The organism is Sediminibacterium sp. (genome assembly GCF_019264485.1).
Taxonomy (GTDB): Bacteria; Bacteroidota; Bacteroidia; order Chitinophagales; family Chitinophagaceae; genus Sediminibacterium.
On the sequence record NZ_JAHVAA010000003.1, the window covers coordinates 90,507 to 115,404 of the forward strand.

23 protein-coding genes are annotated in these 24,898 nt (G+C 38.8%); 15 read left to right on the forward strand and 8 right to left on the reverse strand.

Annotated features, from left to right (window positions below; genetic code table 11):
- Positions 1–25: 25 nt before the first annotated feature.
- Positions 26–466 carry an aspartyl protease family protein gene (locus tag KXJ59_RS01270; RefSeq protein WP_295200259.1) on the reverse strand — a complete coding sequence of 147 codons (441 nt, stop codon included), beginning with the start codon at positions 464–466 and terminating at the stop codon, positions 26–28.
- A 146-nt stretch (positions 467–612) separates the two neighbouring features.
- Between KXJ59_RS01270 and ssb the strand changes: the two genes are divergently transcribed.
- From ssb to KXJ59_RS01300, 6 genes are all read left to right on the forward strand, one after another.
- On the forward strand, positions 613–1,068 hold the full coding sequence (gene ssb, locus KXJ59_RS01275) for a single-stranded DNA-binding protein (RefSeq protein ID WP_295200261.1): 456 nt from the start codon (positions 613–615) through the stop codon (positions 1,066–1,068).
- A gap of 256 nt (positions 1,069–1,324) precedes the next feature.
- Positions 1,325–1,621, forward strand: coding sequence for a hypothetical protein (locus KXJ59_RS01280; RefSeq protein ID WP_295200263.1), 297 nt, complete (start codon positions 1,325–1,327; stop codon positions 1,619–1,621).
- A gap of 48 nt (positions 1,622–1,669) precedes the next feature.
- The gene (locus tag KXJ59_RS01285; protein WP_295200265.1) at positions 1,670–2,284 is read left to right on the forward strand and encodes a hypothetical protein; all 615 of its coding nucleotides are present in this window, start codon (positions 1,670–1,672) and stop codon (positions 2,282–2,284) included.
- Positions 2,245–2,997 carry an ATP-binding protein gene (locus KXJ59_RS01290; protein WP_295200267.1) on the forward strand — a complete coding sequence of 251 codons (753 nt, stop codon included), beginning with the start codon at positions 2,245–2,247 and terminating at the stop codon, positions 2,995–2,997. Before KXJ59_RS01285 ends, KXJ59_RS01290 begins: the two co-directional genes overlap by 40 nt.
- 1 nt (position 2,998) lies before the next feature.
- Positions 2,999–3,667 (forward strand): response regulator transcription factor, encoded by a 669-nt coding sequence (locus KXJ59_RS01295; protein ID WP_295200269.1) that lies wholly within the window; start codon positions 2,999–3,001, stop codon positions 3,665–3,667.
- Between the two features lie 68 nt (positions 3,668–3,735).
- Positions 3,736–4,812, forward strand: coding sequence for an Ldh family oxidoreductase (locus KXJ59_RS01300; protein WP_295200271.1), 1,077 nt, complete (start codon positions 3,736–3,738; stop codon positions 4,810–4,812).
- Between the two features lie 4 nt (positions 4,813–4,816).
- Here the strand turns inward: KXJ59_RS01300 and KXJ59_RS01305 are convergent, their stop codons facing one another.
- Positions 4,817–5,722: a hypothetical protein gene (locus KXJ59_RS01305; RefSeq protein ID WP_295200274.1), complete on the reverse strand. Its 906-nt coding sequence runs from the start codon at positions 5,720–5,722 to the stop codon at positions 4,817–4,819.
- Between the two features lie 257 nt (positions 5,723–5,979).
- Here KXJ59_RS01305 and KXJ59_RS01310 point away from each other — a divergent pair, with 257 nt between their 5' ends.
- Both KXJ59_RS01310 and KXJ59_RS01315 read left to right on the forward strand, forming a co-directional pair.
- Positions 5,980–7,299: an aspartate kinase gene (locus tag KXJ59_RS01310; RefSeq protein ID WP_295200276.1), complete on the forward strand. Its 1,320-nt coding sequence runs from the start codon at positions 5,980–5,982 to the stop codon at positions 7,297–7,299.
- Between the two features lie 83 nt (positions 7,300–7,382).
- Positions 7,383–8,627 (forward strand): carboxypeptidase-like regulatory domain-containing protein, encoded by a 1,245-nt coding sequence (locus KXJ59_RS01315; RefSeq protein WP_295200279.1) that lies wholly within the window; start codon positions 7,383–7,385, stop codon positions 8,625–8,627.
- Between the two features lie 3 nt (positions 8,628–8,630).
- Here KXJ59_RS01315 and KXJ59_RS01320 read toward each other — a convergent pair whose 3' ends face one another.
- The 3 genes from KXJ59_RS01320 to bioA form a co-directional block, all read right to left on the reverse strand.
- A complete protein-coding gene (locus KXJ59_RS01320; RefSeq protein ID WP_295200281.1) occupies positions 8,631–10,184 on the reverse strand; it encodes a hypothetical protein in 1,554 nt (517 codons plus the stop codon).
- 59 nt (positions 10,185–10,243) lie between these two features.
- On the reverse strand, positions 10,244–10,735 hold the full coding sequence (locus KXJ59_RS01325; RefSeq protein ID WP_295200284.1) for a hypothetical protein: 492 nt from the start codon (positions 10,733–10,735) through the stop codon (positions 10,244–10,246).
- A 165-nt stretch (positions 10,736–10,900) separates the two neighbouring features.
- Positions 10,901–12,172, reverse strand: a complete 1,272-nt coding sequence (gene bioA / locus KXJ59_RS01330; RefSeq protein ID WP_295200286.1) for an adenosylmethionine--8-amino-7-oxononanoate transaminase — start codon at positions 12,170–12,172, stop codon at positions 10,901–10,903.
- A 119-nt stretch (positions 12,173–12,291) separates the two neighbouring features.
- Between bioA and KXJ59_RS01335 the strand changes: the two genes are divergently transcribed.
- The 4 genes from KXJ59_RS01335 to KXJ59_RS01350 are packed head-to-tail and all read left to right on the forward strand — an operon-like array spanning position 12,292 to position 16,240.
- Positions 12,292–12,852 carry a sigma-70 family RNA polymerase sigma factor gene (locus KXJ59_RS01335; RefSeq protein ID WP_295200288.1) on the forward strand — a complete coding sequence of 187 codons (561 nt, stop codon included), beginning with the start codon at positions 12,292–12,294 and terminating at the stop codon, positions 12,850–12,852.
- A complete protein-coding gene (locus KXJ59_RS01340) occupies positions 12,842–14,314 on the forward strand; it encodes a hypothetical protein (protein WP_295200289.1) in 1,473 nt (490 codons plus the stop codon). The genes KXJ59_RS01335 and KXJ59_RS01340 overlap by 11 nt, the downstream gene beginning before the upstream one ends.
- Positions 14,315–14,369: 55 nt before the next feature.
- Positions 14,370–15,629 carry a hypothetical protein gene (locus tag KXJ59_RS01345; RefSeq protein ID WP_295200292.1) on the forward strand — a complete coding sequence of 420 codons (1,260 nt, stop codon included), beginning with the start codon at positions 14,370–14,372 and terminating at the stop codon, positions 15,627–15,629.
- A 23-nt stretch (positions 15,630–15,652) separates the two neighbouring features.
- Positions 15,653–16,240 carry a hypothetical protein gene (locus tag KXJ59_RS01350; protein ID WP_295200295.1) on the forward strand — a complete coding sequence of 196 codons (588 nt, stop codon included), beginning with the start codon at positions 15,653–15,655 and terminating at the stop codon, positions 16,238–16,240.
- A gap of 5 nt (positions 16,241–16,245) precedes the next feature.
- On the opposite strand, the gene KXJ59_RS01355 is transcribed toward KXJ59_RS01350, so the two are convergent.
- Complete coding sequence (locus KXJ59_RS01355; RefSeq protein WP_295200296.1) at positions 16,246–16,737, reverse strand: YdeI/OmpD-associated family protein; 492 nt, start codon at positions 16,735–16,737, stop codon at positions 16,246–16,248.
- Complete coding sequence (gene queG / locus KXJ59_RS01360; protein WP_295200299.1) at positions 16,718–17,638, reverse strand: tRNA epoxyqueuosine(34) reductase QueG; 921 nt, start codon at positions 17,636–17,638, stop codon at positions 16,718–16,720. Before queG ends, KXJ59_RS01355 begins: the two co-directional genes overlap by 20 nt.
- 194 nt (positions 17,639–17,832) lie before the next feature.
- Between queG and KXJ59_RS01365 the strand changes: the two genes are divergently transcribed.
- From KXJ59_RS01365 to KXJ59_RS01375, 3 genes are read left to right on the forward strand one after another with little or no spacing between them, the layout of a single operon-like run.
- Positions 17,833–19,842 (forward strand): DUF3857 domain-containing protein, encoded by a 2,010-nt coding sequence (locus tag KXJ59_RS01365; RefSeq protein WP_295200301.1) that lies wholly within the window; start codon positions 17,833–17,835, stop codon positions 19,840–19,842.
- 11 nt (positions 19,843–19,853) lie between these two features.
- Positions 19,854–21,869, forward strand: coding sequence for a transglutaminase domain-containing protein (locus KXJ59_RS01370; protein ID WP_295200304.1), 2,016 nt, complete (start codon positions 19,854–19,856; stop codon positions 21,867–21,869).
- 6 nt (positions 21,870–21,875) lie between these two features.
- Entirely contained in the window at positions 21,876–23,771 is a 1,896-nt protein-coding gene (locus KXJ59_RS01375; RefSeq protein WP_295200306.1) for a DUF3857 domain-containing protein, read from the forward strand.
- Positions 23,772–23,791: 20 nt separating this feature from the next.
- Here KXJ59_RS01375 and KXJ59_RS01380 read toward each other — a convergent pair whose 3' ends face one another.
- On the reverse strand, positions 23,792–24,820 hold the full coding sequence (locus KXJ59_RS01380; protein WP_295200308.1) for a serine hydrolase domain-containing protein: 1,029 nt from the start codon (positions 24,818–24,820) through the stop codon (positions 23,792–23,794).
- Positions 24,821–24,898: the final 78 nt, after the last annotated feature.

Below are 24,898 nucleotides of genomic sequence, written 5' to 3' on the forward strand. Positions count from 1 at the left end.
GGCAAGGCTTTCGAAAAGCGAAAAATCAGACATCAACAGCCATCAGCTTGAAAGTATGGCTCCAGCCATCATATACAAAACTGCAATACCTGAGTACATCGCGGCCAATGATACCGTCGTAGGGTGCATTACTGTAATCACCTTCTACCAGGTCGATGGGCAATGCTTTTTCGCGGAAAATCGGGAGGTATAGAATGCCCCTGAATAATTTCAATTCATACCGGCCACCTGCGCCATCAACCGTAGCATCGTCACGATATTGATTGAGCTTGAGTCGCTGAATGATTGTTTTATCAAGCCCTGATATATTCGAACCCGTATCAATCAGTAAACGGGTAGTAATATAAGTGTGGAAGCCCTTTAAATTTTTTACGTGAAGAAAAGTATCTTCATCGGTATGAATCTCGGCTTCAATGATCGGGCCGTGATCCTGTAAAGTAGGTATGGTAAATTGTAATCCCTGCATAACTCATACAATTTATAGGTAGCCATTCAAAAACAAAACTGTTGTTAAACCAAAATCTGCTGATCATTAAACAACCTTCAAAAATTTGCGGGAAATACGGTAACCGGGTACCATCATTTTCCCGATATTTACCGAAACTGTTTGTTATGATAAAATTATTAGTGATCGGGAATTTAGGCAAGGATGCCGTTCTGAACAATGTGAACGGTAAGAATGTCATTAATTTTACCGTGGCTCATACCGAGCGATATAAAGATGCACAGGGTACGCAAAAAGACCGTACCGTTTGGGTTGATTGTTCTTACTGGACTGACCGTACCGGGGTTGTTCCCTACCTGAAAAAAGGTACACAGGTATATGTGGAAGGCAATCCGGATGTAAGAACTTATACTACCCAGGATGGGCGTAATGGCGCCACGCTGACCCTGCGGGTATTGAGTATTCAGTTAATAGGCACAAAAGGTAATGAAGGAGGAGGTTCACAGCAATCACCTGGTAATTATGGTAATTCAACTCCCGCCCCAAGCCCTGCGTATACTAACCAGCCTGCAGTAAACTCACCCAATGAGTTAACCGAGCCTATGGATGATTTACCCTTCTAAAAAGGTATAACATATTAATAATTAGTCTGTTATTACAAATATTACGTAGAACTACGTATCAAAATGCGTAGTTCTACGTAATATTTTTTTTGCCAATCGCTATATCATTGCTGTTCAAAGAAATGGTTATTCAACTGCTTCTTGAAAACAGGTCAGGTAGTAAAGTAGGATTTCGAAAAACTAACTGATATTTGGGCGGGTTGGTTCATGGGGGGATCAGCCCGTTCCTGTTTTTAATACTGAATAACCAATTTATATGAATCATGCTATTTCTTTGGAACAGGCTGTTGCAATGACAAACCTGTATAGATCATCAATACCTGAGGGTATGCCTTTGTCAGAAACTTTTGAGATAGAAAGTGTTAATACATTATTATCGCAATCCGGATGTACAGCATTACGTATTTATTATGGAAAGAAAACAGATGCAACCATTCATGCTATTTTAGTTGGTGTAAATAAAAATGGGGAGGATATAACTGAAGGGTTATTACTCGAAGATGGAAACAGATGCCCACCTTATTGTCCTTCCGACTCAATTTTGAATAAATAAAGAAGAAGTGTTTTGAAGATAATTATTTCTTATACCACCTTAGTTATAATGTTCATTTCGTTGGTATTTCTTTATATCCGCAGAAAAAATATTGATCAGCTATTTCTGCCTTTTGCGGTATTCATTTGTGTTGCTTTTTTGGGACAGATGATTATTGAATTGGTGATTGCATCTGGCCAACATTCTGCTGTGTATGCAAATTGTTATGTATTGGTTGAGTTTCCTGTTTTTTTATGGATGTTTTATCGCTGGAGCTCACATAAAAATGCACTACTTTTTGTTACTTTATTTGTACTTGGTTTATTTATCTGGGTCTATGACAACTTCATATTCAGCAGTATTACTATTACTACTTCAATTTACAGAATCTATTATTCTCTGGTACTTATTCTTTGCTCTATTAATCAGACCAACAAAATCCTTTTTTCAGATCATGGCAGCTTATGGAAAAATGCCATATTTATGGTAAGCTCCATCAGTATTGTTTATTACAGTTTTCGCGTTTTTATTGAGAGTATGTTCTTTTTTCAGGCCGAAATGAGTAATGAATTCATGCGGCAGGTATTCCTTATCATGATAATTGTGAATTTTTTCGCACATTTGATTTATACATTGGCAATCTTATGCATTCCAGCGAGGAAAGAATTTACTTTACGGTACTGATTACTGCTTCCATCATCGGGCTGATTCTTTTATTCTTCCTGGTAACCATTGTCCGGCAACACAGAAAAAGAGTAAAGCTCTACAACGAACAGTTAAGGATGGAGGTAGAACTTCTTGAAACGGAAAGGGCAAGAATAGCCTCCGATTTACACGACGATATCGGCCCCTTGCTCTCAGCTATTAAAATGAATCTTCACCTGCTGGATACCACCGATAAAAATGACCTGTTGATCATCGGTAAAACCACCGGGCATATCGATCATACCGCCAAACGTTTGAGAGAAATTTCAAACAACATCATGCCTTATACCCTTCAATCCAAAGGATTGATAAGAGCCGTTCAGGAAATGATCGATTTACTTTCATCTGCAACACAAATTCATTTTTCTCTTGAGCATCAACTAAAGGATGTTTCCGTGAGTAAAGAAAAAGAAATACATATTTATCGCTTATTTCAGGAGGTGTTGAATAATGCAATAAAACATGCAAATGCAACTCAGATTCACATCAGATTATACGAGGAAAAGAAACAATACTGTCTGGATATAACCGACAATGGATCTGGTTTTAACCAGCAGGAAGCAATGGATCAAAAAAAAGGACTTGGTTTACAAAATATTCTCCGGCGTTCTGAAATACTAAAAGGGAAAGTTTATCTTGAAACCGCACCGGGGAAGGGTACCAGTTATCATTTCAGCATCCCTCAATCATAAAATGGAACAGACTCTGCAAATAACCGTAGTCATTGCTGACGATCATGATATTTATCGCGACGGACTGTTCATGCTATTAAGCAAAGATCCGTTAATTAAGGTAGTTGGAGACGCCTCTAATGGAAAACAACTATTGCATTTGTACAAAGAATTTCATCCGGATATTGTGTTAACCGATTTGCGGATGCCGGAACTGGATGGTGTATCTGCTATCAGGGAAATTGTACAACTGAAAAGAGACGCAAAGATCATCGCTTTATCTACATTCGACAGCGACACCATGGTAACGGATGCACTGGAAGCAGGCGCCATGGGATACATAGTGAAAAATGCAGAACGTGGTGAAATTACAGAAGCCATCAGGATGGTTTATGCCGGAAACCCCTATTACTGTAAAACAACTTCCAGCCGGCTGATCCGGTTAATTGCCAGGAGCGATTTTAATCCCTATCATCTCTCCAGCCCCAAACTATTCTCCGAAAAAGAAAGAGAAATTATCAAACTCATTTGTGAAGAGAAAACAAGTAAAGAAATCGGCGATACACTTTTTATGAGCCCAAGAACAGTAGAAGGTCATCGTACCAAGATCCTTGAAAAAATGAATGTCAAAACTACTGCCGGTATTGCCATATATGCCCTGAAAAACGGGTTATATCATTTAGGAGATTAATTATTTCAGCTCCGGCCAATCAAATAGGCTGTTACTACCGCTTTAAAACAGTTTTGTACCTTGCGTATATGGATCAACTATTTTCTTATGAATCGCTTTACCAGTTTACTTATGCTGTGTTTAAAGCTATGGGATGTTCAGATACAGATGCTACTACTGCTACTACCGTTTTACTTTCTGCCGACCTCAGGGGAATAGATAGTCATGGTGTGGCCAGGTTAAGTGGTTATGTTCGTTTATGGGAAGTACAACGTATTAATACCACACCCGATATAAAGATTGTTCATGAAACACCCTCAACTGCTGTTGTAGACGGCGATGCAGGTCTCGGACTCGTAGTAGCACCCTATGCCATGCAGGTAGCCATCGAAAAGGCAAAAAAAGTGGGCACCGGTTGGGTAAGTGTTCGCAATACCAATCACTTTGGTATTGCAGGGTACCATGCTATGATGGCATTACAACACGATATGATTGGCATGGCCATGACCAACGCCAGTGCTTTGGTGGCCCCTACTTTTTCAATTGAAAGAATGTTAGGTACCAACCCTATTGCTGTTGCCATACCAGCTGGTGAGGAGCCGGCTTTTGTAGCAGACATGGCAACCACAACCGCAGCAAATGGGAAACTGGAAATATTGCAAAGGAAAAATGGAGAAGCTCCGTTGGGATGGGTACAGGATAAAGAAGGTAATCCATCAACCGATGCAAATATCCTGAAGAAAGAAGGCGCTTTATTGCCCCTCGGTAGCGACAGAGAGCACGGCAGCCATAAGGGGTATGCACTGGGTGCTGTTGTCGATATTTTCTCCGCCGTTTTAAGCGGGGGTAGTTATGGTCCATGGGCGCCACCGTTCCCGGCTTATGTACCTATGCCAGAAAATATGCCGGGAAAAGGATTAGGTCATTTTTTTGGAGCCATGCGGGTCGATGCATTTCGTCCTGCTGAAGAATTTAAACAGCATATGGACAACTGGATCAAAAGATTCAGGAACGCAACACCTGCACCGGGACATGAACGTGTATTGATACCGGGAGACCCTGAAAGGGAATATGAATTGGAAAGAAAAGTAAAAGGAATCCCCATTGTGGCATCAGTAGCCGCCGATCTCAAAACAGTCGGTGACCGCTTCGGCATACAATACTGACCACTTATTGTTTGGGCGATAAACCCAGTTTCTTTTTTTGTTTGCTGCTCAATTCTTTTGTGATGATTTCATAAGGATGAATTGAGGTGTAATTCTTGCCCGGCAATAATAAATCTGTCTGACTGGCATCAATGTAAAACCTGGGACGCAAGGCTTTATAATGACTGCCAAGATCATCAGTATACTTCAGGTCGAGATAAGATACGCTGAAAAGCAATGTATTGGTATTCTTATTGCCTGAAAATACAGCAAGCGGCTGACCAGGAATAACAAAGTCGCCGGGTTCAACCAAAGTTTTAACCGGATGAATAAAATTATAACGCGCAACAGTTCCATCTTCATGTTCAATATTAATATTTCCTCTTGCCTTTTCATTGTATAATTCCTGATCGCCACGTTCTGTTTCTGCCATTGTAGTGGCAATGATAGTGCCTGTCCTTGTTGCAAAAACAGTATCATCAATCGGGAAACTGAAGCCTATTGCATAATAATTATTTGACTTTTTTCCTACCACTTCTCCAATATGATAAGATCCGGAAGTGAGTACAGGATTACCATGCTTAACCGGCATGAGGTAGGGGTAAAGCGTATCTGCTTTCGACATGTTTTTACCTGTATAGGTTTTATAACTGTACCTGTAATTGAAATTAAATCCTGTAGCTTCTCTCGATAAGGTTCCGATATTACTCACAGGCGAGTTTACAGTTTGTACAAGTGGGTTGCTACCTGATAATCGGTAACCACTGAGCTCCGAAAAGTTAACTTCAATGGTAACTGAACCAGGTCTTTTCTTTTCAGCCATAAGCCTTACCCCTCCTTTTCCATCAGATTCTGTGTACACTCTTACTTCCTGTGTAAAAGCTGTATAATAAATGGAAATACAGGCAAACAGGGTTATTAACTTTCTCATAGTGTATTCAATAATTTGCTAATATAAAAAACACAATCGATTTTTCAGCATTATTAAATCAGCATTTTCAATAAATAAATAACGGGCTGTATGAACAGAAATGAAGTGGTAAGCAGTGCCAAAGTTCATTCAATATTGGCTCAGTTGGAAAGGGCGTATAGACTAACAATCGTTCTTTAAAATCCTGCTGCATTTTACACACCTTCAGTTACCTTTGCACCTCATTTAACAACCATTTAAAACGGGGAGGGGGAATTATGAAAGTAATGAAGTTTGGCGGCACCAGTGTTGGCAAGCCGGAACGTATGCGTCAGGTGTCGCAGTTGATCACAAAAGATGACGAATCCAAAATCGTGGTATTGAGTGCACTTAGTGGAACCACCAATGCACTGGTCGACATCAGCAATAGTTTATCAGAAGGGAATAGAGAAGCTGCCAAACAGAAGATTGATCAGCTTGAAGCACATTACCGCAGTTTTGTACTTGAACTTGTTAAAACAGAAAGCCTGCGTACAAAAGCCAATGCAGTGGTATCAGAGCATTTTGAATTCCTGAATATTATTCTACGTATTTCTTTTAGTGAAGCATTGAATAAAGATATCCTGGCACAGGGTGAATTGATGAGTACCAAACTCTTCTGCTGTTACCTTGAAGAGCAGGGAATAGACCATATGTTATTACCTGCGTTGGAATTCATGACGATTGATACGAATGAAGAGCCCCAGCTCAGCGTAATAAAAGCCAAGCTCAACCAGATTCTGCAACAGCATGCAAACAAGAAATTATTTATTACACAGGGGTATATCTGTCGTAATGCAAGGGGTGAGGTAGATAACCTGAAGCGTGGAGGAAGCGACTATACTGCATCATTAGTAGCGGCAGCTATTAATGGATCTGTTTGTGAAATCTGGACAGATATCGACGGAATGCACAATAATGATCCACGAATTGTAAACAAAACAGTGGCTATTGAACAATTGAGTTTCGATGAAGCTGCCGAGCTCGCTTATTTCGGTGCAAAAATATTGCACCCTACCTGTATCTGGCCGGCACAACAGGAAAATGTGCCCGTAAAATTACTCAACACCATGCAACCGGAAGCAGCCGGAACAGTTATTACCAAAGAAGCAGGTAGTGTTGGCGTAAAAGCAGTAGCCGCCAAAGATGGTATCATTGCGATCAAAATAAAAAGCAGCCGTATGTTACTGGCATATGGATTTCTGCGTAAAGTGTTTGAAGTATTTGAAAAATACCGGACATCTATCGATATGATCACGACTTCAGAAGTGGCAGTGTCTGTTACTATTGATACCGATGAGGCCTTGGCGGGTATTGTAAAAGAATTGGAACCATTTGGAACAGTAGAAGTGGAGAAAAACCAAACTATTGTATCGATCGTGGGTAATGAAATTGCACAAACAGAACTGGTATTACAGAAACTGTTTAATGCCATTCAGGAAATTCCGGTAACCATGGTAAGTTATGGAGGAAGCCCACACAATATTTCCTTACTGGTACCCAGTGAACATAAAACCAAAACATTACAACTATTGAACAGTGGACTATTTGGTCTGTAATCAATGTTAAATGAGGTTAATATTTGAGCCATCCGTTTTTTCGGATGGCTTTTTTCATTGAAATTGTTGTTTTAAAGCAGGGCATGAGAATAGTATATCTTTTATTTCTGTTTTGTTTCGTAACACAAACAGCGGTAGCACAGCATACCCTGAAAGGAAAAGTACTGGCTGCCGATACCAGACAACCCATTCACCTTGCCAATGTATTTTTGAGTAACACTTCCATCGGAACGGTTACCAATGCAGAAGGTTTATTTACACTTGAGCATTTCCCACCCGGAAGGTATGATGTAGTGGTATCTTGTATTGGCTACGAATCGTATGTAACCACTATTCAGTATGCCCAGTTACCACTTACAATAGAAATAAACCTCAAACCAAGAATTAATATACTGGAAGAAGTAATTGTAGAGCCATATGAAAAAAATGGCTGGGAAAAATATGGGCAGTTTTTCCTCGATAATTTTATTGGTACATCTGCATTGGCGAAAGACTGTAAACTCATGAATCCAAAAACAGTACGCTTCCGCTTTAATAAAAAAGAAAACATATTACGTGCTTTTGCCGATGAGCCTATTGTACTCGAAAACCGTGCATTGGGATATACATTGAAATACGATCTCAAAACATTTGAATACAACTACAGTACCCGTATTTTTTATTTCCAGGGATATCCTTTGTTTGAAGAAATGGAAACCGGAAGAAGACGTCTGCAGCAAAGATGGGAAGACAATAGAGCAGATGCCTATTATGGATCACTCATGCATTTTATGCGATCCTTATTCAGAAATAAACTGCTGCAGGAAGGTTTTGAAGTGAGAAAGCTGATCAAAATAAGTGAAGAAGAAAAGAAAAGAGTAAGAACGGTTTTTAATAAACGCGCTTACAGCAATTCCAATGGCAGGATTGTAGTAAATGACAGCATACTGGGAGAAGGGAATATGGACACGGCCGCCTATTACCGGAAAGTGATGAGCCAGCCTGAAAAAATGAATGTACTTATTGATAAACTTTTACCGGGTGATAGTATTGCTTTTGCAATAGACAGTTTTACCGCTGGTTTATTTTTTGATGACCATTTACAGGTAATTTACTTGTATAAGCAAGTGCCAGACGAATACCTGCAAGCGAACCGATTATCGGTGCAAGCCAAATCGGCTGTTGTTTCCGAAATATTTTTGCCACGAAAAAAAACAATCGCTGTATTGGCCAACGGGAGTTACTATGAGGGTATTGATATGATCTCATCCGGCTACTGGGGGTGGTGGGAAAAACTGGCAACTATGTTACCCTATGATTATAAACCGCCCCCACGAAAGAAACAATAATTATTATTGTTTCTTCAATAACTCAAACCAGGTTGCATTACTCGTGGCTTTTACGGCAGCTTCATCTTCAGGACTCAATCCCCGCAGGAAACTTTTATATCCCGATAACATACTTCCATCGGAGAAAGTAGTTTCACAATAAGAATTGAAAACATTAGTGCCATAAGGCTTGGCAGAAGCTGCCACATTCTGAACACAACCAATAACCTGATTCCAGTCGCTGCTTACTTTTCCCCTGATTTCATTGTAAATACTACAGGAAACTTTTTGAGAGGCTGTAAGCATCCGGTACATTTCTTTGTCGATCAGGTTATAATAATCCTGCTGCTTGGTTCTGTAATCATTTATGTTACTGCTATAAACAGATCTGGCAGTACTCGCATCTGTCATACTCTTTGAAGCGGCAAGATTGGCATCAGCTTTTTTTCGATCGTAAACAGGTTTGAGTTTAGCTACTTCAGCTTCCTGTACTTTGGAAAGGTTAACGGTGAGATCCCAGACTTCTTTCTTCAGTTGCTGGTTCTCTTTCTCTAGTGCCGTTATTTTATTTTTTGTATTGGTTTTATAAGTGAGGATGTCTTTTTCAATAGCAACAATATCTCTAACCAATCCTGTTTGCTGTATTTTTAAAACCTGCTTAATACTGTCTTTAAGGTTAAGCGCTCGTAACTGCTGATCTACTTTTATTTTTTCACTTTTTAAGGTGGTTAGTTTTTCTTCCAGTGGATCTATGTATTCTTCCTGCTGTTGTTTCAGGGTATAAATATTCGTTTCATTAATTTTTACTTTTTCATTTTTCTTCTGCTGTTCAGCTTCTGTTTTTTCTTTAACAGCATTCCTGACAGAGTCGGAAGCTTTCCGAAACTCATTTTCAAAGCGAATGACCCTGGCTTTATAAATTGATGCTTTATCTTCTGCAATCAAAATATCTGCTACATAGTTCATCAATTCCTGTGCCCACATTTTATGTTTAGCTTTTGCTTCAGCGAATACTTTTGTATCATAGGATTTACTTAGCGCAGTAATGTCTTTGCAATATGTTTGATTGGCGGTTTCCAGATCCGTTATCTGTTTCTGTTTGGCTATTTTGCCGTTATCTGTTTTTTCATAGTTCTGTATCTGTACCCTCTTTAAGGCAATTCGTTCGTTGTATTTTTGGCGGGTGGCTTCCAACTCCGGGGTGGTGGCAGGCACTGCATAACCTTTTACTTCACCAAGGTGTTTTACGAAGTCAATACCCTGTTTTTCAAATTCAGATTTGTATTTACCACACTGGCTGCATTTGGCGCCCTTTTTCATATCGTCAATTAAGGCATCGCGTTCCTTTATAAGCGCTGCCAGTTCGGCCTGCATTATCTTTAAACGTGCTTTGAAAGCACTGTCTAGAGAAAGCAGCTGAATTTTGTATTGTTCAATCCGTAATTTATTCTGTTCAATCAGATTCGCCTTGCTTTCAATAGCCGATACATCACCACTGCCACTCGTTTGTGCAGATACAGAAACACACAAAAAAATATTCAGTAAAATGGCAGTAGTTAAGGTGCGAAATATAGACATAGAGGAAGTTTGTGGTGATTGAAATTTTAAGCCGGCTATTAAGTAAAACAGTCCTTTACTTACTGTCCGAAAGGATCATCTTCTGCGGCTAATAAAGCTTTTAAGTGGTTAAATGCTTTAGAGATTTTTTGAAAATTGTCCGGGTCTGCTTTCAGATACGGAAAATTGGAATATGCAACACTGCTGGTTTGCCCATTATTATAATAAATGCACACATTCCCTTTCAAATTAATATAAATCTCATTAACCGGAGAAGAGGTTCCATTCGTATGATCCCCGATAGAACTAATTAATTTAGGGTTGAATTCATAGCTATAAGTACGTTGATAGTCGACCTTAAATTCAATTTTTACTCCTCTAGTGGTTTGAATTACGGTAGCTGACGATATTTTCCCAATAGAACCATTATTGTTAGTCCAGCTATGCCCAATGGCTTCTTTGATTTTTTTATCGAGATACGAAATGGTTTCACCTTTGGTAAGTGTAGGGGTTTGAGCGATTACCTGGGTAGCAAAAAAAATAAATAAAAAACCATAAAAAAAATACTTCATGCGATTTGGATTTTATCCTGAATAATATATATCCAACATCAAAAGTTGGAAAATACAAATAACGTTATTTACTGCCTTTAAATACAAAATTATTCATTCCGCAGGCTGTTCAGCTACTCATTATTGGTGATTTATCAGGGTGTTTTATCCGGTAAACACAATTAGTTAACCAATCTCATGTAGTATATGTATAATACATTGATATGTTTTAGCTAATTCATCAGGCGTCATGCAATAGGGCGGCATCAGGTAAACGGTATTTCCAAGAGGGCGTATGTAAACCCCCTGCTCCATTGCTTTGCTGGTGACAATAGACCCAATTTGATTCAGGTATTCTTTCTTGCCTTCATTTATTTCAAAAGCCAGTATGGTACCCAGACAACGAATATCTTTAACAGGAAGGCTGCTTTTTTTCAGGGTATCTGCCATTTGCAGATTAGAGGTGCCCAGCCATGCTATCTGTGATTGGCAATCTTCTTTTTCCAGCAAATCAAGACTGGCCAGTGCAGCAGTGCAGGCTAGTGGATTAGCGGTAAATGAATGACCATGAAAAAAAGTTTTTAATGCATCATCATCTACATAAGCCTGATAAATCCTGTGGCTACAGGCTGTTACACCGAGGGCCATGGTTCCACCGGTTAATCCTTTACTCAGGCAAATAATATCGGGTTTGTTGGGCATGTATTCGCTGGCAAATAGTTTACCTGTGCGTCCAAAACCAGTCATTACCTCATCCGCAATACAAATAATATTAGTCAACTGAGCCGTGCTTAATAACTCATTGAGCAAATAAGGATCATACATATTCATTCCGCCTGCACCCTGCACCAGTGGCTCATAGATAAATGCAGCAGTATCAGGTGCATGCGCTAGCATAATATTTTTAAGGCTGCTAATATTAGCTTCAGTAGGAGTATCAAGGAAAACCACATCAAACAAATATTCATGAAAAGCCAGTGTGAAAACGCTTCGGTCACTTACACTCATGGCACCAAAAGTGTCGCCATGATAACTGTTTTTAAAAGCAATAATTTTATTCCGGTGCTTTTCTCCTCTGTTCCACCAGTATTGGATAGACATCTTAAGCGCCACTTCAGTAGAAGTTGATCCGTTATCACTGTAAAATATCCTGGCAAATGACCCGGGCAATATGGGTAGTAAACGTTCAGCCAGCTCAACAGCAGGCCGGTGCGTAAAACCGGCAAAAATTACCTGCTCCAGTTCCAGCGCCTGGTGATAAATTTTTTCAGCAATATAAGGATGACCATGCCCATGAAGATTTACCCACCAGCTACTGATTGCATCAATATAACTGTTCCCTTTTTCATCGAATAATAAAGTGCCCTTGCCTTTAACGATTGCTAGAGGAGCTGCCATATCTTTTTGACGGGTAAAAGGGTGCCATATATATTGCTGGTCCTTACTGGTAATACTCATACGGCAAATGTAATATGTAAACGGTAGCAGAAGGACCTGTCGTGGAGGTAGTTTTGCGCAGTTTTAAAAATGATGCAACGTCAGGACAACAGAATGTGTCAAAACATTGAATTCACTGCATGCAAGACGAACAAAGATTGGTAAAAGACTGTCTGAAACAACATCCGGCTGCCCAAAAGCAGTTGTATGACTCCTATGCGGAGCAGATGCTCAGTACCTGTTATCGGTATACAAAAAGCATGCATGATGCCGAGGAAGTATTACAGCAGGGCTTTATAAAAGTGTTCCAGAACCTTCACCAGTACCGGTCGGAGGGCGATCTGGGTGCATGGATCAGGCGAATTATGGTAAATACAGCCATCAATTACCTGAAACGAAAGCCCCGTTACCAGTTAGACCTGGGTTTTGAGGATACACAATTACACCCGGTAGATAATCATCAGCCCGATATTCAGCTGCACATGAAGGATTTATTGAATCTGATCAGGCAATTACCTGCCGGATACCAGGCCATATTCAACCTGCATGCAGTAGAAGGGTATACCCATGTAGAAATTGCAAAAATACTCGGGATCAGTGAAGGAACCAGCCGATCGCAATACGCCCGCGCAAGGGCATTACTCATCAGCTGGCTGGAAAAACATTCTGTAAACGGAAAAAAAGATCGTTATGTCCGATAAGTCTTTTGAACAACAGGTTCGGGAAGAACTTTCTGACTTGCGCATGAAACCCAATGCAGCAGTATGGGAATCTGTGGCTGCCAGTTTAAAAAAAGAACGTAAACGCAGATGGGTTTTATGGATGGTATTCCTTTTGGCAGGATTGTCGGGTACTGGTTTCTGGTGGTTGATACAGGAACAATCCGGCAGAAAGGAATTAAGCAATAAAAATCAGGTACAAAAAAACATAAGTATACCTGTTCAGGAAACACCTTTGATCCAAAAGGACAGTATCACGCTTGCTACTGAAATAAAAACAATAGAAGATTCTCATAGCGATAATCCGCAAGCGGCCACTAAAAACATATCATCAAATAAAATTCCGCTTACTGCTGCTTCAATAAAACAGGCAAATCTTAACCGGCCATCTTATGGCAATACAGTTGTTCAGTTGAACAAAAAACCAAAGGCAGCTGTACAGACGCTAACACAGGATATCTTGAAGAATGAAAAAGAAGTATTGCCATCTGCTACTGTAGTAAATACAAATACGGTTGATCTGGCATTACTGAAAGACCCGGTAGCGGATAAAAAACCTGAAAAGACAGATACTACTTCATTTACCGGAATACAGGCCGAAAAAAAAGATACAGTCACCATAACACAGGAAACAGAACCCGTAAAGCCTGTTTTGTCTGATTCTGCGGTTACAAATAAGAAAACCGTAAAAGCCAATAAATGGCAATGGCGAATAGGCTTTAATGCCGGAACCAGCGGTATCAGGAATTCCATTCGTTCACTACTTGAACAAACGAATACCCGTGCATATGATAATGCTTTTTCCGGTGCTTCCGCCCCCATTACAGGATCGCCGGGAACAGGAAGTAATGCCCCAGGATTTAAGCCTGTAGTAAGAGATGCATTTTCATTTGGTTCTTCGATTGAAGTAGTAAGAAAACTTGGGAAAAAAGAACAGCATGCACTTGGACTTACTGCAGGTTACCATCTATATACTACCAGAACCGGAGTAGGTAATCTCAATACCGGTACGATACAATTCAATAATGTAAATACCACTAATGATGGAAATGAATACTATGCTGTAAAAGACAGTGCTTCCTATACTTCTTACTATCATTTTATTCAACTTGGAATCCGGTATTATCATTCACTAAACTGGTTTAAGAAAATTGAGATGCAATGGTATGGGGGGATTGGTGTAAATGCTTTATTGGGAAGTAATGGACTTCATTTGGGTTCATTTAATGCAGGAGCTTATCTGTTTGAGAACAGGTCTTTATTGCGTTCATTTCAGGTAGATGTATCAGGCGGGCTTGACTTTGGACTGGGTAAATCCAAAAAAATATACCTGGGCCCGCAGATGCAGTATATGCTGAGTAATTTGTCGAAACAACCTGGTGTAAGTCAACATCTTTTCAGACCATCAATACGCCTGTCTTTTCTGCTGGATAAAAGAAAATAGGAGCCATGCAACGTTGTTAGGTAGTGCAGAGTCAAACCGGTATTAAACCATTTGTATGAAAACACTACGCTACTGCTTACTGGCGCTACCCATTTTCTTTGTTGCCTGTATGAAAGACACGGTAAAAGAATCATACAGTTTTTACCGCCCTGTTTACCAGACAAAGGATGAAGTTAAAGCAGGGATAAAAAACTCGCCTTCAACGTCTATTACCAACCCGGGCAAAATTGTGTTGATGGGAAACTACCTGTTTCTCAACGATATTGATAAAGGAATCCATGTTATTGACCTGTCAGATATTTCCAATCCGCAGAAAATTGCATTTATTTATATCCCCGGATGCGCAGACCTGGCGATCAATGGTAATAACCTGTACGCAGATTGTTACACAGACCTTGTAACAATTGATATCAGTGATCCCAAAAATATAAGCGTAAAACAATTCCTGAATGGTGTGTTCCCACACAGGTATTATGGAGCATATACAGCCGATACAGGTAAAGTCATCCAAAAATGGGTAAAAGTAGACACTGTTATCAGCAGAAGAATGAGTGGTGGTGTATCCGGAAATTTTGAATTTGATGCAAGGGGTTTGATGATGTGGTCCTCCTTTCGTGCCTCAACAGGAGGCAGCTTTGCCGGTACTGCAGCAACAGGTATTGCAGGTTCAACTGCACGTTTTGGATTGCAACAAAGCAGGTTATATACCGTTAGCCATGATGACCTTAAAGTGTTCAATGTTACAAAAGCCGATGAACCCGTCTATGTAAAGAAAGTAGACCTGAACCAGGGTGGAATTGAAACACTTTTCCCGTATAGGAATAACCTCTTTATTGGTGGGCAGGCGGGTATGTATATCTACAATACCAATAACCCCGATAATCCCCAGCCGCTTGGACAGTTTGTACATGTAAGAGCCTGCGATCCGGTAATTGCTGATGGCGATTATGCTTATGTAACTTTAAAAGGAGGCAGTTTTTGCGGTGGGTTCAGTAACCAACTGGATGTAGTAAATGTAAAAAGCCTTACCTCTCCTCAACTCGTAAAAACCTACCCTTTACAATCTCCCAAAGGCTTGTCAAAAGACGGATCAACATTGTTTATTTGTGATGGAACTGAAGGCTTGAAATTATTTAACGCAGCAGATGTTTCAAATATAACCCTTATTAAAACCATCGGTGGTTTTGAGGCCAATGATGTAATTGCCTATCAGGGCTACGCCATTGTGGTGGCTAAAGACGGAATTTACCTGATCGATTACCATGACCTTGTTAATGCAAAAGTCATCAGTAAAATGCAGGTGGCTCAAAATTGATCAATCACAAGTAAGAACAAGCAATGAAAAATATATTTTTAATACTTATTGTATTTGTTTGTACGCAGATAAATGCACAATCTCCTGGAAAAAGCAAATCATACCTCATGCCACAGTTGGGTATGCTGAGTGGAGATCAGGCAAACAGTTTTCAGTTTCAGGTAGTTGGAGGTATCCTGTCAAAAAACTGGAGAATCGGAATGGGAACAGGGCTTGATTATTATAAAGTAAGATCAGTGCCTGTTTTTGCAGACCTCAGAAACTATTTTGGAGGTAATAAAAAAGCATTTGCATTTGCCAATATTGGTTACAATATTCCATGGCCGCTGGAAAATCAGTATAGAATTTTCTTTATACAGGGCGGAAATACAAAAAGCAAGTTTGAAATGGGCTGGTATACAGACCTTGGTGTGGGCTACGATATTCAATTGGGAAAACAAAAAAATCTTTCAGTAAGCCTGGGATATTCTATAAAAACATTCAGTGAAAGATATGATGAACGTTTAGACTGGATATGGGGTTGGCCAATGCCAGTTGGAAACCCGACAGAACGAAAAGCAGACTATACATTCCGAAGATTATCATTAAAAGCAGGGTTTAGCCTTTGGTAATATATTTACGAGGGTTCAGTTTTAGTTTTGGTAAGAGTCAGCCCATTTGAAATATTGGCAATAGTTTTAGCCATGCGTTCAATCCGGGTTGATTCTTTTTTTGCGGCATATATCCAGTCAATATATTCTTTTTGCTGTCCTTCACTAAATCGTAAAAACTGCTGATACGCTTTTGGTTCATCAGTCAAACAATCCAGTAGCTCATCGGGTGTAATTACAGGGTCATTATCGGGATGCAATGTGACCATTATATAATCTCCTGCCTCTTTCTGTATGATTTTTCTGATACTGGCTTTAACCGGTAGAAATAATTGACCATTGCCCATTGGCATTAACTTATACTGGTTGATTTCATACCCGTCAATGGTTCCTTTTACTTTTACCCAACCAAAAGGGTTACTCTTTTCCTGTTTTATTTCAGGAATCCGCGCAAAAGTCCAGCCTCCCTTACCCGGAAATTTTTCAAGTAAAATTTTTTTATTGAGCATTGCTTTCATGCTGTAAGAAACGAAGGTTACGCTGAATACCACTGAATTTACTTCTTTTCAGCGGTGAATGTTTAAAGAGTTGTTTGAAAGTATCTTCAGATAAAGCCTCCCATTCTCTGGTACCCAGGTTAAGAATGGCTGGTAAAGGATTAAAATCGGTTTCATGATGTGGTTTACTGAAACGGTTCCACGGACAAACATCCTGACAGGTATCGCAGCCAAACATCCAGTTCTCAAACCTGCCTTTCATTTCAGCAGGAATAAGTGCATCTTTTAATTCGATGGTAAAATAGCTGATGCATTTACTACCATCAATTGTTTTATTGTCGAGAATAGCATCAGTAGGGCAGGCATCGATACATTTTCTGCAGGTGCCGCAAAAATCTTTGGCAAAAGGATCATCGTAGGGAAGTTCAATATCTACAATGAGTGTGGCAATGAAAAAGAAGGAGCCACTGTTTTTAGTAATGAGGTTGCCATTTTTGCCAATCCAGCCAGCCCCGCTTCGTGTAGCCCAGCTTCTTTCAAGTACCGGTGCAGAATCAACAAACCCCCTTCCATGTATATCACCATATGTTTTTCTTAATTCATCAAGTAATTCTTTTAGTTGTGCACGGATTACCTCATGGTAATCTTTGCCCCAGGCGTATTTTGAAATGCGTGGTGCATCAGAAGACTGCTTTTCGGAAGGGTAATAATTTTTTAAAACGGTAATAACAGATTTAGCGCCGGGAACAAGTTTGGCAGGGTCTATCCTCAGCTCAAAATGATTTTCCATGTATTGCATATTTCCATGGTGGTTTTGGAGCAGCCATTTTTCAAGCCTGCGTGCATCTTCATCCAATGGAACAGCTTTTGCAATGCCACAATAGTCGAAACCCAGTTTATATGCCAGTTGTTTAATAGTCATTAATTTTTTTTGGGGGATCTGTTTCTGGTATCAAATATTTATATATTTTAGAGCGCTGATAAAATTAATTTTAAGAAAGTATTTTTGAGATATAAAGAGAAGTATTTTTCAGCTTAGAAATTAATAAATAGGATATTAGCCCCCCCCTTGCTAAGCCTCTTTTCATTTGTAAAATTTTTACAAATTTCTTCTTTATGCGCATATATTTCTATGTGGTTTTATTGACCTGCTTATTGGTTAACAGATCCTTCGGACAAGCAAGACAATATACACAATTTGGGAAAGTTAATCTTACGGAATTTGATATTCAATCAACTACATCTGATACTAGTACTCCAGCTATTGTATTATCAGATGTTGGAGTTTCTGAATTTGAAGGTAATGGGAATGGTAATTTCACACTTGTATTTAAGCATCATAAGCGCATTTTAATTAAAAATCGACTTGGTTTTGATGCAGCTACGATTTTTATATCACTGTATAATGGTGAGAATTCTTCTTCAACAGAAAAATTAGAAGATTTTGAAGCGTATACTTATACCAGGGAGAATGGTAGGATTAGTGAAACTAAGGGGAAAAAGGATGCTGTGATCCAGGAAAAAGTAAACAGAGAAAGAGTTTTGAGAAAATTTACTTTTCCAAATATAAAAGAAGGTTGTATAATTGAATTTAGGTATAAAGTTAAATCGCCGTTTTATAACAGACTTCGGTCATGGAATTTTCAATCTGAATATCCAACGCTTTGGAGCGAATACAAAGTCGTTATCCCCCCACTTTTTGATTATATCAGTTCAACTTACGGCTATCTTGATTATACAGTAAATGAATTATCATATGTGCCAAAGACATATACGATACGTGATCCTATTAGTAAGATGCAGGATAATAACGTATTTACAGTTTCGGGGGAGGCTCTTGTGAATGTTTGGGCAGTCAAAGATGCACCCCCGTTTTTAGCAGAGCCATTTGTATATTCTAATTTAAATCATATTAAGCGAATTCAATTTCAATTAAAAAGTATTAATTATTCTGCTACAAGCACAACTAAAGTAATAAAAGACTGGAGTGAGACAGCAAAAGATTTACTAAAAGATCCAGATTTTGGTGCTCAATTAGAAGAAGATAATAATTGGCTGAATGAAATTGTCGGAAAAATGAATAAACAAGGTGAATTAGAGGCCAGTAGGAGTATCTATGAATTTATACGAGACAGATTTGTTTGTACTGATTTTGATTCAAAGTGGCTTTCGCAATCACTTAAAAAAACATTTGAAACAAAGACAGGAACGGCCGCAGATCTAAACATGCTACTTGTGGCAATGCTTCGAAAGGCAGGCTTGCAAAGCACCCCGTTTATTGTAAGTACACGAGAAAATGGATTCGTAAATCAAAATTACGCATTACCAGCGCAGTTTAACTATACTCTTTGTCGCGTTAGAATTAATGGGCAATATTATATTCTCGATGGAGCGCATAAAAAACTTGGATTTGGAGATATACCCGTCTACTGTTATAATGGAATGGGGAGAATAATTGATAATACTGCTTTGCCGGTAGTTTTATCTCCCGATTTATTGCAAGAAAATAAATATACCAATATAAAAATTGCCAATGATGACAGAAGCATGAGAGCAACTATCAAAATAGTATATGGTAAGATTGAAAGTTTCCAACTCCGTAACAAAATAACTTCCGGTAAAGAAGAAGAAATAGTAAGACAAATTCTTACAAACACCCCATCGGATTTTAAATTATTATCTTTCTCATTTGACTCATTAGATCAATTTGAAAAGCCATTGCAGCTTCATATAGAAATGAATTATACAACAGATCCAGATGCGTCAGTTCTCTATTTTAACCCAATTTTACTAAATGAATGGACCAAAAATCCGTTTATTTCAACCCAAAGAAATTACTCTGTTGAACTACCATATAAATTTAAAGAAGAATATCAAATAGAAATCGCTATTCCTAAAGGATATAAAATTGAGGAGGTTCCTTCCTCTTCTAAATTAAATATGAATGGGAATGATATCAGATATGAATACACAACAAGGAAAGATAGCCAAAGTGTCGCTATTTCAAATTTGATAAATGCATCGAGAATAATATTTCAAAAAACTGAGTACAACGCCTTACGCACTTTTTTTATGAATATCGTAAAGAAAAATGGAGAACAACTAGTTTTTAAAAAGAGTGAATAAAACTATTTTATATGAAACAAATTGCTATAATTATACTGCTTAACATTTTGACAACTTATGTTTCAGCGCAAAATCGACCAAATATAAAATTCGGGAAAATTGAATCTAAAGATTTCGCAATCACTTCCCCGGTAGTAGATTCTGGCGATGCCGCAATTGTATTGTCGGATATAGCCAGTACCGATTTTGAAGGAAATAATAATGGCGACTTTTCGCTTGTGTTTAAACATCATAAAAGAGTGCTGATTCGTAAACGAACTGCTTTTGATGAAGCCACTGTTTCAATTCAACTCTATTCGGGTGGAAATACGATTTCTACAGAGCGTCTTACAGACCTCCAGGCATCAACTTTTTTCATTGAAAATGGACAGTTGGTAGAAAAGAAATTAAATAAGGATGATGTTCTGACTGAAAAAGTGAATAGCGAGTTGTCGATACGAAAATTCACTTTGCCTGATATTAAAGAGGGATGCATTATTGAGTATGAATATGCTGTTAAATCACCTTATTACAGCAGGCTCAAATCATGGACTTTCCAGGACAATTATCCAGTCTTGTGGAGCGAGTACACAGTATCAATTCCTTTTATTTTTGATTACCTGACCACAAGTTATGGTTACCTGCCATATACGATAAACCAGGGCTCAAAGAAATTCAAAACCTATACCATACGCATCCCATCCTCAAATGCAGGAATGTCATCTGATGTATTAACGCTCTCGGGTGAAGCAACCACTAATACCTGGGCTATAAAAGATATACCTGCATTTAAAGCGGAATCTTTTATCTCAACAGCAAGCAATCATATCAGTCGTATACATTTCCAGTTAAGGGCTATCAAGTATTCGGAAACGAATGTTTCATATGTTGTTAAAGACTGGTACAGTACAGCAAGTGACTTAATGAAGGATCCGGATTTTTCAAAGGAAATCTATGATGATAATGGCTGGCTGAAAGACGAAGTGAAACGGCTTATGACACTGGGAGATGATGTAGCTACAACAAAAAAAATATTTGAATTTATCCGCGATAATTATACCTGCTCAGATTACGATGCCAGATGGTTGTCGCAACCACTCAAAAAAACATATCAGTCGAAAACAGGAAATGTTGCAGACATAAATATGTTATTGACTGCAATGCTTAAGAAAGCAGGATATTATGCAGTACCGGTTTTATTGAGTACACGCGACAATGGTATTGTAAATGAAACAGTGGCCCTATTAAATCAATATAATTATGTGATTGCAAGGGTAGAATTGGCTGGACAGGTGTTTTTACTCGATGCCTCGCGACCAAAAATCGGGTTTGGCGACCTGCCAACTGACTGTTATAACCGGTCTGCAAGAATTATCGACCGGATGCCGGCTCTTGTAACCTTAGATGCCGATTCAATTTCAAATGTTGACATTATCAGCGTACAGCTTACCAATGACACACAGGGAAAAATGAAAGGTGGGTATTATGGAATGAATGGAAAATTTACAAGCATGAGTTTTCGGGATAAATTCCTGGGGAAGAAAAATGAGGAAATAATGAAAGAAATTACAGAGGGTTATCCTCAGGGTTTTTCTTTTGAGAACCTCAGTATTGATTCGTTTAAAATATACGATTTCCCGCTTACCGTAAAGTATGATATTAAAGCCGATATGGGTGACGGCGATGAAGATATTATCTACTTTAATCCAATGTTGAAGGAAGGGTATGAAAAAAATTTATTTGTATCTGCAGAGCGTCTTTATCCTGTAGAAATGCCTTTCTGCCTTAACGAAACTTACTTGCTTACGATGGAAATTCCTAAAGGCTATAGGGTGGAAGAAATGCCTAAAAGTGCGAGGGTAAACTTCAATGACAACGAAGGAAGTTTTGAATACATTATTGCAAAACAGGGCGACAATATAATGCTCAGGAGTAAACTTTTTTTCAAAAAAGCATTATTCGCCCCGGAAGATTATGAAGTACTGAGGAATTTCTTTGGTTTTATTGTAAAAAAACATGCAGAACAGATTGTATTCAAGAAAAATTAAAATTGTATGCCTAAATACCTCTCTGTCATCCTGCTTTTGTTTGCCCTTAAAAGTTCAGGGCAGGAGTATGCGGTCTCATTAATACCCGACTCATTAAAAGAAAATGCAGACGTAATAAAACGGATAGAAGAAGTATCGGTAACCATCAGGTCTACCTCAAAGGCTTTGGTGAAACATAAGTATGCCATCACCATTCTTAATGAAAATGGTGACGACTACGCAGGTTATATGAACGGATATACAAAACTGATATCACTCAGCGATATCAGTGGGAAATTATTTGATGCGGAAGGAAAACTGGTTCGGAGTATCAAGAGAAAAGATATTGCAGACATGAGCGTTGGTGATGACGCGAGTTTATTAACTGACTTGCGTTCTAAAAGTTTTTCTTTTTACCACAAAACCTATCCCTATACCGTTGAATTTGAAGATGAACAGGTATATGATGGCATCTTTTTCCTGCCTAAATGGACGCCCGTAGAAGATGAGAAAATGGCTGTACAGTTCAGTCGGTTTTCTGTAGAAGTCCCCAATGAGTATGTATTGCGTTACAGACAATTCAGTTATCAGGGTGAGCCACTTATCACCCAGGCAAAAAACAAAACCTATGTATGGGATATAAAAGGCTATAAAGCAATTATTGATGAAGTATTAAGACCAGCCTGGAGAGATATTACTCCAACGGTTTATATTGCGCCTACTGAATTTGAAATTGGAGAATACAAAGGAAATATGGCCACATGGAAAACATTTGGCCAATTCATCAATCAACTTAATGCAGGAAGGGGGGAATTACCTGAGCAGGTGAAACAAGCCATAAAAGAAATTGCAGGTAAGTACAATACAACAAGTGAAAAAGTTGCAGCCTTGTATGAATACCTGCAGAAAAATACCCGTTATATCAGCATACAACTCGGAATAGGAAGCTGGCAGCCATTCGATGCCAAATATGTGGCCACTAATAAGTATGGCGACTGTAAGGCATTGTCAAATTACATGGTTAGTATTTTAAAAGAAGCGGGTATCAGGGCACATTATGTATTGATTAACGCGGGTGAAGGAGCCAGAAGCCTGGTAGAAGAATTTCCTTCTCCTAATTTCAATCATGCAATAGCCTGCGTTCCCAATGGGAAAGATACCATTTGGTTAGAATGTACCAGCCAGACAGTAGCTCCCGGTTTTATGGGTTCCTTTACGGGTAACAGAAAAGCACTGGTGATTAATGAAGAAGGGGGGCATGTTGTTTCAACCAGAACATATAGCAGCAGCGATAATCAGCAAATACGAAAAGTAGAAGCTTCTATTGATAAGGAAGGTAACCTGAAAGCATTGGTAAAAACATTGTTTACAGGTGAGCAGCAGGAACTGCAGCTCCAACTGATTCACGAGGCAACAGAAGAACAAAGAAAAAATTACCTCAACAGGGTAATCAGTTTGCCAACCTATAAAGTATTGAATTCTGTATATAAACAGGAAAAACAAGGGGTGCCGCGTGTATATGAAGAACTGAATATTGAGTCTCCAGGCTTTACATCTGTTTCCGGGAAAAGACTTTTTATTCAACCCAATTTGTTCAATAAGTATGGAACACGCTTACCCGAAACAGTAGCCAGAAAATATCCTGTTGTGTTAACAGCCAATTATGCAGATATAGACACAGTAATCATTACCATACCTGATGGTTATACTGTAGAAAGTATTCCTAAACCGGTACAGCTGAAAAATGATTTTGGCGAATACGCAATAAATTTTTCAATAGCGGGTAATAATATTGAAATGATCCGCAGTAACAAACGGGTGAAAAAAACATTACCCCCTGCGTCATACACTGAAATAGCAAAGTATTTTGATGCAATCAGAAAAGCCGATAATGGCCGTGTGGTATTCGTAAAAAAAGAATGATCCTGTATCCTGCAATAAAATTATTTACAGGTCGAAGGAATAACGTCATCGATTAGTTCTTTCAGGTGAAGAAATAATTCCCTTCTTTCTTCATTCAGTTTGCCTTCTGTAAAGAAAATACAGGCATAATTTCTGCAACGGTCAATCATGGGCCATGTACCAAATAAACCAGGGGAAGTAAAAACAGTGCCTTTGCCGGTTTCATCTGTACTCATGATCCATTGCCCAAAACCATACTGAAAACCCTGCGTGGCTTTAGGTGAATATTTAATCATGTCACTGGTAGTAGCTGCTGTTTCCATTTGTTCAATGGCTTTCTCACTTAAAATTCTTTTTCCATTATAAATGCCCTTATTCAGTATCATCGTCAGAAAAGTCATATAATCACCCGCAGAAGATTGTGCACCGCCTGATGGATTTACCGCATTGAAATTACTGAAACTGGTATTCCGCATTTGCAGTGGGCGGGTGATACGTTCAGCCATGATCTGTTCAAAACCTCTTTTTGTAATTACTTCCAACACCCTGGCAGCTAAATTCAATCCAATATTATCATAACGGAATTGTAAACCCGGGTTTGAAACAATTTCTCTCGTAGAAACAATATCTGTAATCTCTTCCTCAAGATTGGTATATTTTTTTCTGTTGAGTTGCTCCTTTAAACTGCGGATAGGTTCAGATTCAATACCTGTTAAATGTGCAAGGCAATCACGTATGGTGATATAACCCTTCGAATATTTTGTGAGAACAGGAATATACCTGCTAACCTTATCATCCAACGATAATTTACCCTGATCAACAAAAGTCATTACCAATGCTGCGGTTAACCACTGACTGGCACTCGCAATAGGTGCCTGAGATTTGGCATTGAAATCAGTACCAATAGCTTTTTGATAAATCAGTTTACCATCTTTATAAATCAAGGCCACTATATGTCCTTCCAGTTGTTTTTTTTCTGCTTCGAGCCTCTTATCTATGGCACTGAAATCATATTGGGCAAAAACGGACTGAAAGAATAACAGGAAAACAAGAGTCAGACTGACTTTCATACAGGTTATTTTGAATTTTACAGACATAATTTCAGGCTTTTCCGGTTTTATTACCCGTTTATCGTCTTAGAATAGTTT